General features: G+C 69.9%; 19 protein-coding genes and 1 pseudogene. 4 read left to right on the forward strand and 16 right to left on the reverse strand.

Annotated elements, in window-relative coordinates; genetic code table 11:
• Positions 1 to 624 (reverse strand): annotated as a pseudogene (locus tag AB0K02_RS27675) (hypothetical protein); the annotation flags it as partial.
• A 120-nt stretch (positions 625 to 744) separates the two neighbouring features.
• Between AB0K02_RS27675 and AB0K02_RS27680 the strand changes: the two are divergent.
• The gene (locus AB0K02_RS27680; protein WP_365995250.1) at positions 745 to 954 is read left to right on the forward strand and encodes a hypothetical protein; all 210 of its coding nucleotides are present in this window, start codon (positions 745 to 747) and stop codon (positions 952 to 954) included.
• Here the strand turns inward: AB0K02_RS27680 and AB0K02_RS27685 are convergent.
• From AB0K02_RS27685 to AB0K02_RS27695, 3 genes are all read right to left on the reverse strand, one after another.
• On the reverse strand, positions 938 to 1183 hold the full coding sequence (locus AB0K02_RS27685) for a hypothetical protein (RefSeq protein ID WP_365995251.1): 246 nt from the start codon (positions 1181 to 1183) through the stop codon (positions 938 to 940). The two genes, AB0K02_RS27680 and AB0K02_RS27685, sit on opposite strands and share 17 nt — an antisense overlap.
• A gap of 111 nt (positions 1184 to 1294) precedes the next feature.
• The gene (locus tag AB0K02_RS27690) at positions 1295 to 1720 is read right to left on the reverse strand and encodes a hypothetical protein (RefSeq protein ID WP_365995252.1); all 426 of its coding nucleotides are present in this window, start codon (positions 1718 to 1720) and stop codon (positions 1295 to 1297) included.
• 271 nt (positions 1721 to 1991) lie between these two features.
• Positions 1992 to 2408 carry a hypothetical protein gene (locus AB0K02_RS27695; RefSeq protein WP_365995253.1) on the reverse strand — a complete coding sequence of 139 codons (417 nt, stop codon included), beginning with the start codon at positions 2406 to 2408 and terminating at the stop codon, positions 1992 to 1994.
• 182 nt (positions 2409 to 2590) lie between these two features.
• Between AB0K02_RS27695 and AB0K02_RS27700 the strand changes: the two genes are divergently transcribed.
• The gene (locus tag AB0K02_RS27700; protein ID WP_365995254.1) at positions 2591 to 2908 is read left to right on the forward strand and encodes a hypothetical protein; all 318 of its coding nucleotides are present in this window, start codon (positions 2591 to 2593) and stop codon (positions 2906 to 2908) included.
• A 14-nt stretch (positions 2909 to 2922) separates the two neighbouring features.
• Here the strand turns inward: AB0K02_RS27700 and AB0K02_RS27705 are convergent, their stop codons facing one another.
• The 8 genes from AB0K02_RS27705 to AB0K02_RS27740 all read right to left on the reverse strand — a co-directional run bounded on the left by AB0K02_RS27705 (position 2923) and on the right by AB0K02_RS27740 (position 7264).
• A complete protein-coding gene (locus AB0K02_RS27705) occupies positions 2923 to 3318 on the reverse strand; it encodes a Ku protein (RefSeq protein ID WP_365995303.1) in 396 nt (131 codons plus the stop codon).
• 65 nt (positions 3319 to 3383) lie between these two features.
• Positions 3384 to 4286, reverse strand: coding sequence for a transposase family protein (locus AB0K02_RS27710; protein WP_365995255.1), 903 nt, complete (start codon positions 4284 to 4286; stop codon positions 3384 to 3386).
• Positions 4287 to 4543: 257 nt separating this feature from the next.
• Positions 4544 to 4846 carry a putative quinol monooxygenase gene (locus tag AB0K02_RS27715; RefSeq protein WP_365995256.1) on the reverse strand — a complete coding sequence of 101 codons (303 nt, stop codon included), beginning with the start codon at positions 4844 to 4846 and terminating at the stop codon, positions 4544 to 4546.
• A gap of 88 nt (positions 4847 to 4934) precedes the next feature.
• The gene (locus tag AB0K02_RS27720) at positions 4935 to 5282 is read right to left on the reverse strand and encodes a Ku protein (RefSeq protein ID WP_365995257.1); all 348 of its coding nucleotides are present in this window, start codon (positions 5280 to 5282) and stop codon (positions 4935 to 4937) included.
• Between the two features lie 665 nt (positions 5283 to 5947).
• On the reverse strand, positions 5948 to 6451 hold the full coding sequence (locus tag AB0K02_RS27725) for a hypothetical protein (RefSeq protein WP_365995258.1): 504 nt from the start codon (positions 6449 to 6451) through the stop codon (positions 5948 to 5950).
• Positions 6452 to 6483: 32 nt separating this feature from the next.
• Positions 6484 to 6810 carry a hypothetical protein gene (locus AB0K02_RS27730; RefSeq protein ID WP_365995259.1) on the reverse strand — a complete coding sequence of 109 codons (327 nt, stop codon included), beginning with the start codon at positions 6808 to 6810 and terminating at the stop codon, positions 6484 to 6486.
• Positions 6807 to 7043 carry a hypothetical protein gene (locus tag AB0K02_RS27735; RefSeq protein ID WP_365995260.1) on the reverse strand — a complete coding sequence of 79 codons (237 nt, stop codon included), beginning with the start codon at positions 7041 to 7043 and terminating at the stop codon, positions 6807 to 6809. The genes AB0K02_RS27730 and AB0K02_RS27735 overlap by 4 nt, the downstream gene beginning before the upstream one ends.
• Entirely contained in the window at positions 7040 to 7264 is a 225-nt protein-coding gene (locus tag AB0K02_RS27740) for a hypothetical protein (RefSeq protein WP_365995261.1), read from the reverse strand. Before AB0K02_RS27740 ends, AB0K02_RS27735 begins: the two co-directional genes overlap by 4 nt.
• A gap of 448 nt (positions 7265 to 7712) precedes the next feature.
• On the opposite strand from AB0K02_RS27740, the gene AB0K02_RS27745 reads away from it, so the two are divergent.
• Complete coding sequence (locus AB0K02_RS27745; RefSeq protein ID WP_365995262.1) at positions 7713 to 7931, forward strand: SHOCT domain-containing protein; 219 nt, start codon at positions 7713 to 7715, stop codon at positions 7929 to 7931.
• Positions 7932 to 8139: 208 nt separating this feature from the next.
• Here AB0K02_RS27745 and AB0K02_RS27750 read toward each other — a convergent pair whose 3' ends face one another.
• The 3 genes from AB0K02_RS27750 to AB0K02_RS27760 are packed head-to-tail and all read right to left on the reverse strand — an operon-like array spanning position 8140 to position 11521.
• Positions 8140 to 8859 (reverse strand): HAD family hydrolase, encoded by a 720-nt coding sequence (locus tag AB0K02_RS27750; RefSeq protein ID WP_365995263.1) that lies wholly within the window; start codon positions 8857 to 8859, stop codon positions 8140 to 8142.
• On the reverse strand, positions 8859 to 10214 hold the full coding sequence (locus tag AB0K02_RS27755) for an MFS transporter (RefSeq protein ID WP_365995264.1): 1356 nt from the start codon (positions 10212 to 10214) through the stop codon (positions 8859 to 8861). Before AB0K02_RS27755 ends, AB0K02_RS27750 begins: the two co-directional genes overlap by 1 nt.
• Positions 10214 to 11521 (reverse strand): polysaccharide biosynthesis protein, encoded by a 1308-nt coding sequence (locus AB0K02_RS27760; RefSeq protein ID WP_365995265.1) that lies wholly within the window; start codon positions 11519 to 11521, stop codon positions 10214 to 10216. Before AB0K02_RS27760 ends, AB0K02_RS27755 begins: the two co-directional genes overlap by 1 nt.
• A 231-nt stretch (positions 11522 to 11752) precedes the next feature.
• Between AB0K02_RS27760 and AB0K02_RS27765 the strand changes: the two genes are divergently transcribed.
• Positions 11753 to 13315 carry a trehalose-6-phosphate synthase gene (locus AB0K02_RS27765; RefSeq protein WP_365995266.1) on the forward strand — a complete coding sequence of 521 codons (1563 nt, stop codon included), beginning with the start codon at positions 11753 to 11755 and terminating at the stop codon, positions 13313 to 13315.
• 463 nt (positions 13316 to 13778) lie between these two features.
• Here AB0K02_RS27765 and AB0K02_RS27770 read toward each other — a convergent pair whose 3' ends face one another.
• A complete protein-coding gene (locus AB0K02_RS27770; protein ID WP_365995267.1) occupies positions 13779 to 14300 on the reverse strand; it encodes a hypothetical protein in 522 nt (173 codons plus the stop codon).
• Positions 14301 to 14811 lie beyond the last annotated feature (511 nt).

Genomic DNA, 14811 nt, shown 5'->3' on the forward strand with positions numbered 1-14811 from the left:
GTCGGTCAGGTCGATCAGGCCGAGGCGGTGCTCGCCTTCCGCGGTCCGGATGTCGATCAGGCCGTGCGTGGCGTCGCCCGGCCGCACCCAGCCGTGAGCGGCCTTCTCCGGCAGGCCCTGCACGACGCGGGGTTCGGTGTCCTTGGTCTGCAGCCACAGACGCGTGTACCCGCGGATGAAGAGGGCCGAGCCCGCGGTGCCGGCGTAGAAGCTGTCCAGCCCGTCGTCAACCTGCTGCTTGCGGAAGGATGTGCCGGTGGACATGTCCACCGCCTCGGTCCCGAAAATCTCGCTGAATGTGACGACCATGTCCCCGGATGTCTCGGCGCTCCCCTCGACCGTGTCGAAGTGGTGGTCTCGTGTCGCCCCGCCCTCGTACGGGGTCCATCGGAACTTCTCGTGATCGCCGTGGTGTAGGACGTACGTCAGGAAGCCTCGGGGGCCCGCAGATATGAGCCAGGCGCCGGGCACCATCGGGAGAAGACTGCTCGGCCCCTCCGTCGCGGCAGGGACCTCCGTCGCGTGCACCGCGGTGGTGGTCAGCGAGCCCGCGCCGAGCGTGACGGCGAGAACGGTGGCGACGGCGGCGCCGAGACGGCGCCGGCCGGTGTGTGGGGAGAGCAAGGGAGGTTCCTCCTGCGCGAATGGGGTGGGACATTACCGGTGCGTCCCAGCCGGTCCGACCACCGGAGGGACGACTTGGTTGTACGAGAACCCGCGGCCCGCTCTGAGCAGGAGGGCACGGTGTTCCTCCGGCTCCACCAGGCGCTGCGCCGTGCTCTGGCGCAGCACCGGGCGGAGCTGGAGGACATCGCCGCGCTCGCCCGCCCACTGATGCCCGTGCGGGTGCAGCCGGTCCGGATCGACTGGCTGCATCCGCACGTCGGGCCCCTGCCCGTACTGCGCAGGGCCCCGGCTTACGACTCGTTGAGCTCCTTCAGTCGGGCGGCATAGACGGCGGCGATCTGGTCTGCCTCCTCTGGGTCGGCGGTCGCCAGCTGTGCTTGGTCGGCCAGCGCGGCCTGCCGGGCCTGCTGAGCTCCTCGATCCGGTCCTTGTCGGGCACCGGCGCCCTGCTTTCAGCAGCCAGCTGGGTGTTGTACCAGAGCGCCACGTCGCGGACGATGCCCGCGGCCTGCTGCTCGTCACCGCCTTCCAGGCCGGAGAAGTCGGGGATAGGCAAGGTCACCCAACGTAAACGAAGCACCACTAGGGACAAGACCGCTATCTGAAGCGCCTATAGACGTTCTCGGATCCCACCTCTGCGGTGCCATTCGAGGGGTTCTTCCGCGCGTCACTGATAGGAGTAGTTCTCCGGGGAGCCGCAGGACCTAGTGCCATCTGCCCAGTTCTGGCAAACGGTGATCTTCATGCGCCAGTGGTATTCCGTATTCACCATGAAGTTGAAGGACAACTCGCCGTCCCATGATGTCCGGGTGGTGGAATAGCGCTTCACGCTGTCACCGTCGTAGAACTCGAAGTACGCCGTCGTCGAGTAGTCCGTGCCGATGCGATTAACCACCTTTCCCCTGACGTTGGACTCGGATGCCCCCGACATGTTCGGCAGGGTCCCGGTCTCCCACTCGATACTGCCGGACGTGTAGCCCATGTTGCAGTCGGTGACCTTATAGCACACGCTGAACGCCTCGACTGCCTCGAACGCAGATGCCTGCGTTGCCGGCAGCATGACTGCGGAGGTAGCAGCGGCCACGGTAGCCATACACTTGATCATCTTTTTCATCTCTGCTCCAGTCATAAGAGAAGGGCCCATGAGCCCACAGGCTCCAGGACACTCACGACGTGTCACGCGCCAAGGTGCGTGGTTTCCTTGAGTGGATCCGCCCGCCAGGCCGCCTGACACTCTGGGCGCTGCTACGGGCGTCAGCCGTATGGGAGGCAAGCGGCTGGTACCAGGAACACCAGCTCCGCTTCGCATACTCGTCCGCCCGAGGGTTGGGGCATGACGCTCGTACGCCACGGCCTACATCAACTCATCCGCCAAAAAACACCTGGTCGCTGTTGACGATGTTTCGGTCATTGTTGAGCAGACGCGCGTGGACATAGTTGGCCGTGCCGGCCGTGTCCCATTCGAGGGTGAAGCTGAAGCCCTTGCTCGAACCAGGACCTCGGCCGCAAGCCGTCCGGTCCTCCTGGTACCACTCGTCGGTGCCCCTTCGGATCTGAAAGGACGCGGTGGCACAGCCCGTTGTATGGGACTTGACCGTGCCAGTGATCGTGACACTGCGGTTGTAGAAGACAACTTTCCCTTCCATGTAGCCGACATCGGTGGTGTAGGCCGAGTAGTCCTCGCTGTACAGCGCTGCGGCTGTGGCCGGTCCCGTGCCGAACGTCGCAAGAAGCGCCCCGGAAGTGGCTGCAACAACGGCTGACTTTGCCAACAAGCGCATTTATTCCCCCCTTTGGGTTCTATAGGTCATCCCTTGCCCGCACCCGCACCGGACTGCGGGAGTCCCTGTCAGGTCAAGATGATCATACACTTGTGAACCGAGTCAACACCAGTCTTAACGGAGTCATTGGGCAACGGGCATATCGCTGGTGAGCCGACGATCACCTCTCCCAGAGACGAGACGTGGCGGGCTGGCTGCGCGCGCCCGTACGCATCGACCTGGCCCGCTCCGCCAACACGGATTTCGCGCAGCTCGTGCTGACGATCCGGGCCGCACTGGCCGAGCTTGGCCGACCGCTGCCCGCTTTCGACCTGGCGCTACGGCGCTACGGGGAGCAGCAGCATCCCGGCGAGTCCCTGGAGGAGTACCTGCGCCGGGCGGACTGCTGGGCCGGTTCGGCAAGGCGATGCCGCAGCAGATGCAGGCCGCTCTCGCGGACGTCGCCCAGGCCCTGCTGCTACCGGGCAGCATTTTCAGCCACCAGGGAAGAGGGTGACTGAAAACCGCGCTGGGCTCAGTGGAGCCCGGCGCGCTTCGCCGCCTGGATGCTCTCCTCCAGCGCGGCCATCAGGTCCACGGGGGCCGCGGCCTCCTCCACCGGGGCTAGGCCCGCGCCGGCGGCTTTCGCTGCGACCAGCTGCTCCAGGGCGTGCGCGTACTCGTCGCGGAGCTCGCGCACCTCGATGCCGGTCAGTTCCCTGATCAGGACCTCGGCGAGCTCCAGTTCCCGGTCAGTGACCGGTGCCGAGGGGACGATGTCGCCCGGGTCGCGCAGCTCGTCTTCCCAGAGCAGTGTCTGCAGGACGAGGATGCCGTGCCGGGGCCGCAGGAGGGCCAGGCGCTCGCGGCTCCTGATGGCGATCTTGGCCACGGCCACGTGTCCGGTCCGGGCGAGCGCCTCGACGAGCAGGACTTACGACCTCGGGGGAAATTGAGATTCGGCCGTGCCGGCCTAGCGGTTCGGCTGGTGGGTGATCAGCAGGTCACGTGGCGGACGAGGACGAGTTCGGTGCTCGTCCGCCGACGGGTGGGCCGCCGTGCGGATCGGTCGGAGACCAGGCCTGCGATCGCGAGATGGGTCTCGGCGTAAGCATCGCGGCGTCCGGTGAACCGGCGCAGGGGTGCCCATTGACGGAGCTCGGCGTTGGTGTGTTCCACGCAGATCCGGGCCGAGGACTGCCGCCGCCGCGTCTCGCGCCAGGCGTACTTGTCGCCGTCGCATGCCTCGTCCTTGGGCTTCTTCGGCGGTGCGCTGACCTGGCCGGGGAACTCCTTGGCCAGCCCTGCATATCCGGAGTCGACCTTGGCCTTCACGCCTGGCCGGTTGCGGAACTGTTCGGCGATGCCCTCGGTGCGGACGGCGGTCTGGTCGTGCATCCGGCCCGGGCGGACCACGCCGGACAGCAGCATGCGGCCCTGGCCGTCGCTGAACGTGGTGGTCTTGATGGTGTTCTGCCGGCGCTTGCCGGAGACGAACTCACGGCGTCCGGGGTGCCCGGTCTGTGGGCGCCTGACGTGGGTCTCGGCACCGTCGAGCCGCATCTCGACGCCTTCCGCTTCGGCATAGGCGAAGACGTCCTCCAGCGTCTTGAGCCGCAGGCCGGGCCGGTCGGGCACCGCGAAGCCGCGGGCCGCCAACAGCGGGCGGAGCTGACGGATCGCCTCGGAGACGGTGGAGCGGTCCACATCGAAGAACTCGGCGAGCGCCTCATGCGGCAGTTGGTGTCGCAGGTGGACCAGGGTGACGAGCAGCCGGTCGAAGAAGACCAGCTTCGGCTTGCGGCCGGCTCCTTCCGCCCGCTTGCGCTCTCCGCCGCGATCTGCCCGCAGCGCGGACTGCCGGGCCGCTTCCCACGGTCCGGCGATCTCAGCGAACAACTCGCCGAAATGTGCGCGGGAGACACCAGACAGGGCAGGATGGGAACAGACCGCACGGACCCAGGTCAGCTTCACAACTCACCCAACCCGTGCGGTCCTTCCCATGTCACGGCCCGACCGGGACGATCACTGTTTCCGCCGAGGACGTAAACGACGGCGGGGTCGGTGCCCATCTCCTCGTAGGCTGCATCGGCATCGCCGAAGGGTGTGGCTCACTCTGAGCGAGCGCCGGATTCGGGGCACCGTACACGATGCGGTCAGGCCAGGGGTTCAGCGACGAGCCGGATTACTTCTGCGGGCCCCGCTCGGAACGTTGGGCTGGCCGCATCGGCTTCGATCATGTGCGGGGTGGCGTCATGTGCGGCAAGTGTCTCCTTCGACGACCACCGCTCGATGAGAACGAAGCGGTCAGGCTCGCCGCTCACCTGGTGCAGGTCATATTGCAGGCATCCCGGTTCGGCTCGCACGATCGGCGCGAGACGCTCGAATGCAGCGATCTGTTCCCGGCCGCGGCCCGGGAGAGTAGTGATCAGGATGACGAGTTGTATCGGCTGTGACATGCGCTGGAGCCTACTTGGCGCCGCCGCGTGAGCCGTTCACGTTGCCCCTCAGAAGGAACCACGCCTATCACTATTTCCCCCGAGGTCGTTAGGAGCGGTCGGCCTCCGGACCGCCGGGCCCGACGTAGTACGGCCGGCTGTAGCTGATCGGGTCGATGTCCTGGCCCGGGACGAAGCCGAGCACCTCGATGGTGCGCTTCGTCGCAAGCGGCAGGTGCTCCAGGTCCTCGTCGGTCAGCGGCACCGTACGGCCGTCCGACATCACGAAGCCCCGGCCCGCTTCCTCGTAGGGAATCTCCCGGCCCTCGGCCCGGCAAAAACGCCGGTGCTCGACCCTGGAGCCGTCCGCGGTGTGGATCTCATGAAGCCGCACCGGATGCTCCTCGGTCGCCGCGTACAGCCGCACGGGCAGCGCGACCAGCCCGAACTGGATCACGCCCGACCACGTCGCCCTCGTGACTCCAGCGTCCGCGGCCGCTGGTCGGGGCGCATCAGAGCCTATTTCTGAACTTTGAATCCGCAGGTCACAGCATTCTGATCGACACTGCCTACCGGGAAGCCGTTCGCTTAACGGTCTCTGTGACCGTCCGGCGAACGGCTTCCCTGGCTCCTGGCCCCGCGGCCCGTGCGGGGAGGCCCCTGGGCATGTGGCGAGGAAGAATGTCCGGACGTGCAGCCAGCGCGGCAGTCCGTTGCCCGACGGCAGCCGGCGGTCGCGTCGGTAGTGCTCAGCTGCCTGCCGCACGAAAGCGTGGCGGTGGAAGCGGGAACGCGAGGAGTGGTAGCGGAGCAATGTCGAGTTCGCGGCCGCCCTGCGCGAAGGCCGTCCGTATCACCGGCCGAGGAAGCGGTGCCCGATCTGCAAGGGCTGGTGGTTCACGGCGGCAACCGCAAGCGGGTGGACGCCGTGTGCTGCTCTCCGTGGTGCCGCACCCGGGCCTGTCGCCACAGGCTCTGCCGTTCAGAAGGCGTCACGGCGTGACGCCTTCGGCGGTCAGGCTGACCGGCAGCGGGGCGGAGGGCACCGCTGTTTCGCCGCCGGGCGCCGCGCCGTTCGGGTATGACGGGGTGGCACTCATCGGCGGAGAGCAGGCGCTGGGGTCAGTGGTTGCCTCCGGATGTGGCGAGGCGCTGTGTGAAGGTCCTGCCGCCGTCCCGCGACTCGTAGACGCCGTCCTGTGTGGCGGCCAGGACGCGCTCGGCGTCGATGGCGGTGAGTGCCTGGGGCTGACCGCCGGGAATCGCCGCCGTCCTCTTCCAGGTGGAGCCGCCATCGGTGCTCCGGTTCAACGCGCCGGAGGGGTCGATGCCGTACAGCGCTCTGGCCTCGGCCCACGAGATGTAGGCCATCACGGGCTGCTTGCCGGCTGTGAAGGTCTTTCCTGCGTCGGTGCTCTTTGCGACGCCGTCGGCTGTTGTGGCCAGCACGGTGTCCGGGTCATTGGGGTCGACGGCGATGTCCAGGGCCTCGATGCGCGCGCGGTCGTCCCAGGAGGTTCCGTCCTTGCTGACCCGTAGCAGGCCTTGGGTGCTGTCGTAGCCGTAGATGGTGCCGCCCGCGCAGTCGAGGGCGTGGAAGTCGGCCTGCCCGGTGAGGGACCGCACCTTCCAGGTCTTGCCCGAGTCGGTGCTCTCGATCAGTCCGGGGTTTCCGGGAGTGTCGCTGCCGGGGCGGGGTGGCCGCTCGCCAGGAACGTCTTCGCCTTGGCCACGGCGAAGCCCATGAAGTCGTCCTTGCTGTCGCCGACCAGCTGGGCCTTGCCGTCCTTGCCCGGTGTGAAGATCCCTTCATGGGTGGCGACGTACAGCCGCCCGTCCGCGGGGTCGATGCCGAGGCCGTGGATGTGACTGAGCGCCGCCCCGGGGGTTTCCTCCGTGTCGGTGTCGGCGGAGCAGGCGGCCAACCCGAGGACGAGGATGGTCGTGGCAGCGATGTGCCCCGCGCGCATCTGTTTCGCCTTCATCGGGTCTGCCACCAGGGTCGGCTGCGCGGGGGAACCGCCCGCGCGGCGGCTTGCTTCCGCAGCGTGCGTAATTCCTCGCGCGTCCGGTGGATCTCGTCGTCCAGGCTCTCGGCGGTGTGCTGGTCGATGGCCGCGCAGCAGCTGTCCTTCCTGCGCATCGGGCGGATGCAGCACAGGTAGGTGAGGGCGGCGGCCAGCACGGTCGCGAGCAGCGGGAGCCAGGCTCCGGTCATGACGGTGTGCCTTTGGTGAGGTCGGCTTTCGGGGCGAGTTCGCCACGCAGGGCCTCGACCTCATGGCGCAGGCGAAAGAGCTCTTGCTCCTGCGCGGCGGTGGCAGCCGCGCTGCGCGGCTGGTCCGCCGGGGAGCGCCTGGAGCGCATCATGAGCCACATCATCAGGCCCATGCCGACGGGACAGGCGAGGGCAGGCAGTACGTACAGCAACTGGTCCATTTACAGGTCCTCGGCGTCTTGCGGGTGAGGATCGGGGCTGTTGCGGACCTTCTCCACTGGGGAGCCCGCAGCAGCAGGTGGGGGCCTGGTCTCCGCCGTGCCCCGGGGCCGCTCCGTTGGTCACGGTGATCTCACAGCCGCACTCGGTGTCCGGGCAGCGGTACACCTCGCCTTCGACGAATGCCATGAGGGTGACCTCCTTCCAGCTTCCTGCTGATACCGGCCACGCTAAAACCTTCACCCGGGGGCAAGGTCACGGATCCGATGATGCGGAGGCTGCGGCCGTGCTGCCCGGCCTCGACTGGGGCCCTTGTTCGGAGCATGAAGGCCGCGGCGACCGGCAGCTACGACGGGCCGGAAGGCGAGATGGCAGCGCCTGCTGCACCGGAGCTACCGTGAAAACGGTGAGATCGCGATGTGCGGCTGGGTGAACGGCATGATGAGCGGGATGGGTGCCTGGATGATCCTGTGGGGCGTGGTCGGACTCGTCCTGCTGGCGCTCTTCATCGTCGGACTGCTCTTCCTGATCCGCGCGCTCAGCGGGAACACGGCGAGCAAGGCGCCCGACGTCGAGACCCCCCAGGACATTCTGCGACGTCGCTATGCCGCTGGTGAGATCGACGAGGACGACTACATGCGCCGACTCTCCGGGCTCGGCCACAGTTGATCACCGCCACGGCGTATTGCAGCTGGCCTGTGCGGATGGCTCGTAAGACGTCCGGTGACGACGCGGGCGCGCCGGTGTCCTCGCCGCCGGTGGCGAGGACACCGGGGCGCCGTCGTCGAGTCCGGGGTCATGTGCACGCGGATCCGCGACGGCGCCTCGGGCTGTCACCGCGGCCTGGTGTCTCCGGCCGCCGTCGGGGCACGATGCCTCAGGACACGGCCGTGCCGAGCAGGTCGGTCACCGCGGCCAGCCCGCGTGGGCGCAGTGGGCCCCGGGCCGCCGGGAGGATGTACGCGGGGATGCCCGCTGCGGTGGCCGCGCCGTCCCGTGCCGGGTCGTCGCCCACCATGAGGGCGTGCCCGGGGGGTACGCCCAGGAGGTCGCAGGCGGTCTGGAAGAGGGCCGGGTCCGGCTTCTGCACGCCCAGCTCGCAGGACAGAACGAACCGGGTCACGAGACCGTCCAGACCGGCGTGGGCGAAGGAACCCCGGATGTCCCAGCCCGTGTTGCTCACCACGGCCACCGGGACCTCTGCCGTGTGCAGTGCCCTCAGCACCTGCGGCGTGTCCGGATAGGGGTGCCAGCCGTCGGCCGCGATCACGCAGTCGTAGAACGCCTCCGCGATCAACGCGTCGCTGCCCGGGGCGGATGCGGCCAGTGCGGTCCAGATTGCGCGGTGCCGGTCGGCCGACAGGTCCGCGTTCTCGCGCCGTGCCCGGCCGTCGGGAGAGTCGACCACGGCGAGTATCCCGGTGCACAGCCGCTGTGCCTGCGCATGCCCCAACTCGCGGCCGCGTGCGGCACACCGGGCGATCAGACGGTCGGGACGGATCACCGAGGTGTCGTCGAACAGTGTGCCGGAGAAGTCCATGAGGACCGCGCCGGGCCGGGGCTGTCCCGGGCCGGGCCGCCCGTACGTCGGTGCCATCAGTGGTACTCCCGCAGCAGTGGAATCGAGGCGAGCAGGGTGAAGGCCCCGAGGGCCAGGCACAGCAGCGGCAGCCCCCCGGCGGCGAGGAGCGGTCCGGCCATGCCGAGTGTGCCGACGACCGCGCCCGCCCCCATCGCCGACTCTCCGAGGCCCTCGGCCCGGTGGCGGTGCGCGGGCCCGGCGGTGCGGATCACCAGGGCGCTGCCGCTGACGAGCTGGAGGTTCCAGCCCAGACCGAGCAGCAGCAGTCCCGGTACGGCGGCCAGGCTGCCGCCGGTGCCCGCGGGGGCGATGAGCGGGAGCGCGAGCAGTTGGACCAGGCCGCCGAGCAGTGCCGTCCGCCGCGGTCCGGCACGGTCGCAGAGCCATCCGGACAGGGCCGACGGGCCGAACATCAGCACGACATGTCCGGCCACCAGCAGCCCGACCATGTCCAGTGACCAGTGGTAGGCGTGCAGACGGGCGGGGGCGACGCCCATCGCGGTCACCATGGTCAGGTTGGAGACGCCCAGCACGATCAGCGCGAGGGCCGCGCCACCGGTCAGCCGTCGGCCCGTGAGCCGGTGGCCCGCGGCGGAGTCGTCGGCCTTCGGACGGTCACCGGTGCCGGAGCCGCGCGGCTGCGGATCGTCGCTCGCGGTGAACACGGCGGTGCCCTGGGCCCCGGCGGTGTGCCGAAAACGGAGTTGCAGCCGCAGCGTCAGCGCGGCGGCGGCCGGGAAGGCGATGGCCGCCAGCAGGTACAGGCCCGCGGCGGCCGGCAGCCCCAGGGACCGAGCCGCCGTACCCGCGGGGCCGAGCAGCGCCGGTCCGCCGACCGCACCCGCGGTGACCGCGGTCAGAGCGGCGCTCATGGCCCGTGCGCTGTGCCCGGCGGGCGCGAGGTCGGCCGCCACGTAGCGGCCGAGCATCACGGCGTTGTTGCCGATCCCGAGCAGCACGCTGCCCACGAGCAGCGTGGCGGGGTCGGTGAGCGTGGCCGCAAGGACCACCAGGGCGGCCCCCGCCGTGGCCAGTGCGTAGCCGACGGCGAGGCCCGCGGTCCGTCCGCGCCGTCGCATCAGCGCCGTGAGCAGCGGTGCGGACACGGCGGCTCCCAGCACCAGGAGGCCGAGGGGCAGGGCCGAGTAGGCGGTGGATCCGAAGATGTCCTCGGCGATGAGCGAACCGGCCGTGCCGCCGGCGGCAAGTCCGAGTGCACCCACGCCCTGCGCAGCGAGCAGGGCGCGCAGCGCGGACCTCCCGGTCCCCGCCGCAGGCGCCCCGTCGGGGGCACGGGTGCGTCCGGGGCCAGGCGCGGCGTCACGGGGGCCGGCCGGTGCCGCGTCACCGGGGGCGGTCCGTGAGGTCATCACGCGACCTTGGCGGGCGGGCCCAGGCGGGCCGCGTGCTTGCGGAACAGATCGTCGATCCTGAGGTGTTCGGCCGGCATCCGCTCCCGGTGCGGCTCGGTGAGCCTGACGATGCGGCGTACGGAGTCCGGTTCGGCACCGGTGATCGCGTGGTCGAGCAGCCCCCAGGCCAGCGCGTCGAAGACGCCGCGGATCCAGTTCTCGTCGGTGCGGTGGGCGCAGAGCCGGGTCAGGTGGTCGACGCCCGCACGCAGTTCGGGGGTGAGCCGGGCGCGGCCGCCGGCGCAGTCGACGTCGCCGCCGGGGCCGGACCGCACGGTCGGCGCCTCCAGGGCGTTGATCAGCGGGCTGACCTCGCCGGAGTAGCGAGGGTCGTAGAGCCCGGGGTAGGGCTGCTCCTCGTAACCTGGCTCGTATCCGACGACTTCCACGGGGACGGGCCGGCCCTGTTCGGCCACCGCGCCCAGGGCGAGGTCCATCAGGCTCACGGGCCAGCCCAGGTCGTGGATGGCGTACAGCCGGAAACGGTCGTCGAGGGGGGCCAGCGACGCGGCGAGCAGTAGCCGGGCCGACTCGCGCGCCGACTGGACGTAGAACGAGGTGTCCCTGCTGTGCAGTCGCAGGGGTTCACCACGTCGGCACCAGTCCCGGAAGCGGCCGAGCACTATCGCGTTGTCGACGACGTGGGTGAAGCGGACGGCAGCGCCTGGCAGGACGCCCCGCTCGGCCGCGTCGACGACGAGCCACTCGCCGGTGCGTTTGCTCTGGGCGTAGACGTCGCTGGTGTAGGGCCGCAGCGCCTTGCCCGTGGAGGCGTACACGAGCTGGCCGGTCCCGGCCGCGACGCAGGCATCGATGACGTGGGCCGTGCCCAGAACATTGGTGCTGATGGTGTGTGCCGCCGCGCGCTCGGCCAGACCCGGGTCGCGCTGTGCGGCCAGGTGGAAGACGAGGTCGGGACGAATCCGTCGCATCAGTGCGGTCAGTCCGGCGCCGTCGCGGATGTCGAGAGTGTGGTGCTCGTCGGCGTCGGGCAGGCGGGGCTGCTCCTCCAGGCCCACGCCGACGACACGCGCCGGGGAGTGGGCCCGGAGTTCGGCGAGCAGCGCCCGCCCGATACAGCCCGCCGCTCCGGTGACGACGACGGTGCGGCCGGCGATACGCCGGCGCAGGTCGTCCTCGGGCACGCGGATGGTTCGCCGTTGTACGTCCAGATAGTCCTGGAACGCGGAACGGCTCTCCTCGGACACGGTGTCGGGGACCACCGGTTCGGGCCGGCCACCCGCGGAGTCGACCATGTGTTCCATAGGGCACCTCGCGTTCGTGGGAGAGCTGTGCTCCGAACACGGGTGAGCGTAGGAAGGCGGGGCCGCGGCCGCCAAGAACCGCTCCAGTTTCCGTCAACTCGACTGGCACAGAAGCCGACTTGACCAACTCGACCCCGCCGTCTTCCGACGAGGCGGCCGTCTGCGCATACACTGCACCGCCCGCCGCCGGAGGAGGCAGCACCGTCGGGTCGTGGTGGCGGAGCGCTGCCGGTGCCGGAGGCGAAACCGGGAGAGAACCCGAACACCGAGGGGAAGTCCAAGGGCATGGACACAGCGCAGCAGCAGCGTGCGAGTCTGGTGATCGCCTCCAACCGCGGACCGGTCGAACGGCGCACCGGCGACGGCGGCCGGGTGGTCGTGAACCGCGGAGCCGGCGGCCTGATCGCCGTACTCGGCCCGGCGCTCGCCTCGCACGGCGGGGTGTGGGTGGCCGCCGCCCTGACCGACGAGGACCGGGCCGCCGCCCGGGAACTGCGCGCACGGGGCCGGCTCGACGAAGTGGACCTGCCCGAGGGCCCGATCGGCGTACGGCTGCTCGACCTCGACCCGGCCCTCTTCGCCGCCTACTACCAAACGGTCTCCACGGAGCTGTTGTGGTTCCTGCAGCACCATTTGCCCCTTGGCGGGAAGTCGGCCTTCGACGCGGAACTGAGATCCCACTGGGACGGGTACCGCCGGGTCAACGGCGAGTTCGCGGCGGCGTGCGCCGAGTCCGCGCTGCCCGGCGGCACCGTACTGCTGCAGGACTACCACCTGACGCTGGCCCCGCGCCGGCTGCGGGAGTTGCGCCCGGATCTGCGCAGCGCGCACTGCACCATGACGCCGTGGGCCGACCCCGAGCGCTTCGCCGTGCTCCCCGTCGACGTGCAGCGGGAGCTGGTGACCGGTCTGCTGGGAGCAGATCTGGTGTGCTTCCTCGTACCGCGCTGGGCCGAGGCGTTCCTGTCCTGCTGCGAGCAGCTGGGGCTGCGCACCGACCGCGCCCGGCGGGCGGTGCGCGGCCCGGACGGGCGCTGGTCGCGGGTGCGCTGCTTCCCGGTGGGCGTGGACGCCGAGGCCCTGCACACGCGCGCCGCGGCCCCGGACGTGGCGGAGCACGAACGCCGGCTGCGCGCCCTGACCGGGGACGCCCGCCTGGTGGTGCGGGTGGACCGGATGGAACCGTCGAAGAACATCGTGCGGGGTCTGGAGGCGTACGCGCGCTTCCTCGAACAGCACCCCGGCCGGCACGGCTCGGTGGTGCACTTCGTTCTCGCCTACGCTTCACGTGGCGAGCTGGCCGCGTACCGCGAGCTCGCGACGCAGGTCGAGATGCTCGTCGCGGGAATCAACGAGCGTTTCGGCAGGGACGGTTGGCAGCCGGTCGTCCTGGAGACCCGCAACGACTTCGGGCGCGGACTGGCGGCAATGGCCCTGGCCGACGTGCTGGTGGTGAATCCGGTGCGGGACGGAATGAACCTCGTCGCGAAGGAGGCCGCCGTACTCAGCCGGCGCGATCTGGCGCTGGTCCTGTCCCGGCACGCCGGAGCGGCTGACGACCTCGCCGGCGGCTGCGTCCTGATCGACCCCTTCGACGTCCAGGAACTCGCGGACGCCATCGCCGCGGGCCTCGACCTGTCTCGGGCGGAGCGGGCCGAACGGCTGGAGAGGCTGCGCAAGGGTGCGGTGGCGCTGCCGCCCGAACGGTGGCTGACCGGCGTCCTGACAGAACTTGCTCACGCTGCCGAGGAAGAAGGGCAAGGAGCCGAGCGGGCCGTCGAGGCCGCGGAATAGGTCCGGAGCGCCGACCCTCTTCGGCTGATCCGGCCGGCGCCCCTGCGCCCCGGCTTTCACCCCACGTAGCCCCGGCCTGCCCCTCCACGCGGCAGACCGGGGCCGCGCGCTCGCCCACGACTCCCCGCTGACGACCGGCAATGCGCCGCATGCCCGCTGCCTCCGCATGGTCCAGCCGACCACCGGCCACCCCGGTGCCGCACCGACCGAGGCGCCCGGACGAAGGAGAGAGAAGCGAGATCCCGCGGATGAACGCGACGACGTACTCCACCCAGCACAGCCCCTTGGCCCACCCCTCCCTTGGGTTCTAATGATCGTCGCAACACCCGTCAACGGGAACGCGATGAGCAACGGTGGTACCTGGCGCGGTGAGCCGAAGATCGAGGAACGACGGAAGTTCTTCGAGCTCGTTAACAGTGGCGTGAGCATCAAAGCCGCTTGTCGCACTGTTGGCATCCACCGATCAGCCGGGAAGGAATGGCTCTACGGGAGGCCGGCCCGGCCCGGAACGACCAAGGAAGGTCGCAAGCGGTACAGACCCGCAGTGCAGCCCATCAAGGGCGCACTGCGGGCCACGATCCCAAACCCCAGGCACGAGGAACGGGGAGAGCGGATCGAGCGGACGATCTCCTCTCGCTACCTGTCTGAAGACGAACGCGTCCGCATCGCAGGTGCAGGTGAGCCAGATCCCAGGGGGCGAAGGCGAGATCGATGGCCGTGGCGAGCTGGGCGAAGGCACTACTGAGTGCGGCTGCCGGGTGGGAATCGAGCCGACCGCCATACTGGGCCGGCGGGCGGGTGCCGCCTCAGCCCCTCCTGCGCGACGGCCGGGGTCGGTCGTCATCGGGCACAGCGTCCACGGTGGAGTCAGCCCGTGCTCGGTGAACAGGTTCTCCAGGACATCGCGGCGACGCTCGTACGGCTCGGTGAGCAGCTCCTGGCCGTCGGCCTGGAGGACGTCGAAGGCGATGAAGTGCGCCGGCATCCGCGCGGCCAGCTCGTCGACGTTGCGCGCCCGACACCGCCCGGCGCTGCAGCGCCTGGAACGACAACCGGTCCCCCGACCACACCACCAGTTCGCCGTCTAGGACCAGGCCGTTCGGCAACTGTCGTGCGGTTGCGACCAGGTCAGGGAGGTGCCGCTGTATCAGCGCTGCCGCGGCGCGACTGCAACAGCACCGCACCGCCCGCACGGTTCGGGTGAACATCAGGGCGCGCTAGCCGTCGAACTTGGCCTCGAACGCCCACCGGGCAGCACGCCCGGCCCCGGCACCGATTCCCGGGCCTGGGCCGGCATCGGCTCCACCGGAGGACGCAGCACCATCAATCCGCCCTCGGTCAGGGCGGGAGCATGTCAGCCTGGGATGTCCCGAGGATCGCCGCCGTACGTCGACCCGCTCGCTCATGGCCTGTCTACGACTGCGCCCACCGGCCCGCGACCCGGGTGGCCGTGATCAGCACCGACAAGCTCCAGCAGCTCGCAGGCTCAGGGGTGG

This window comes from Streptomyces sp. NPDC049597 (assembly GCF_040675505.1).
Taxonomy (GTDB): Bacteria; Actinomycetota; Actinomycetes; order Streptomycetales; family Streptomycetaceae; genus Streptomyces.

Bases quoted from the DNA above. Each gene is read 5' to 3' on its own strand.
- AB0K02_RS27690 (WP_365995252.1), bottom strand. From the start codon at position 1,720: ATGGCTACCGTGGCCGCTGCTACCTCCGCAGTCATGCTGCCGGCAACG.
- AB0K02_RS27695 (WP_365995253.1), bottom strand. From the start codon at position 2,408: ATGCGCTTGTTGGCAAAGTCAGCCGTTGTTGCAGCCACTTCCGGGGCG.
- AB0K02_RS27715 (WP_365995256.1), bottom strand. From the start codon at position 4,846: ATGTCACAGCCGATACAACTCGTCATCCTGATCACTACTCTCCCGGGC.
- AB0K02_RS27730 (WP_365995259.1), bottom strand. From the start codon at position 6,810: ATGAAGGCGAAACAGATGCGCGCGGGGCACATCGCTGCCACGACCATC.
- AB0K02_RS27735 (WP_365995260.1), bottom strand. From the start codon at position 7,043: ATGACCGGAGCCTGGCTCCCGCTGCTCGCGACCGTGCTGGCCGCCGCC.
- AB0K02_RS27740 (WP_365995261.1), bottom strand. From the start codon at position 7,264: ATGGACCAGTTGCTGTACGTACTGCCTGCCCTCGCCTGTCCCGTCGGC.
- AB0K02_RS27745 (WP_365995262.1), top strand. From the start codon at position 7,713: ATGGGTGCCTGGATGATCCTGTGGGGCGTGGTCGGACTCGTCCTGCTG.
- AB0K02_RS27750 (WP_365995263.1), bottom strand. From the start codon at position 8,859: ATGGCACCGACGTACGGGCGGCCCGGCCCGGGACAGCCCCGGCCCGGC.
- AB0K02_RS27755 (WP_365995264.1), bottom strand. From the start codon at position 10,214: ATGACCTCACGGACCGCCCCCGGTGACGCGGCACCGGCCGGCCCCCGT.
- AB0K02_RS27760 (WP_365995265.1), bottom strand. From the start codon at position 11,521: ATGGAACACATGGTCGACTCCGCGGGTGGCCGGCCCGAACCGGTGGTC.
- AB0K02_RS27770 (WP_365995267.1), bottom strand. From the start codon at position 14,300: ATGCCGGCGCACTTCATCGCCTTCGACGTCCTCCAGGCCGACGGCCAG.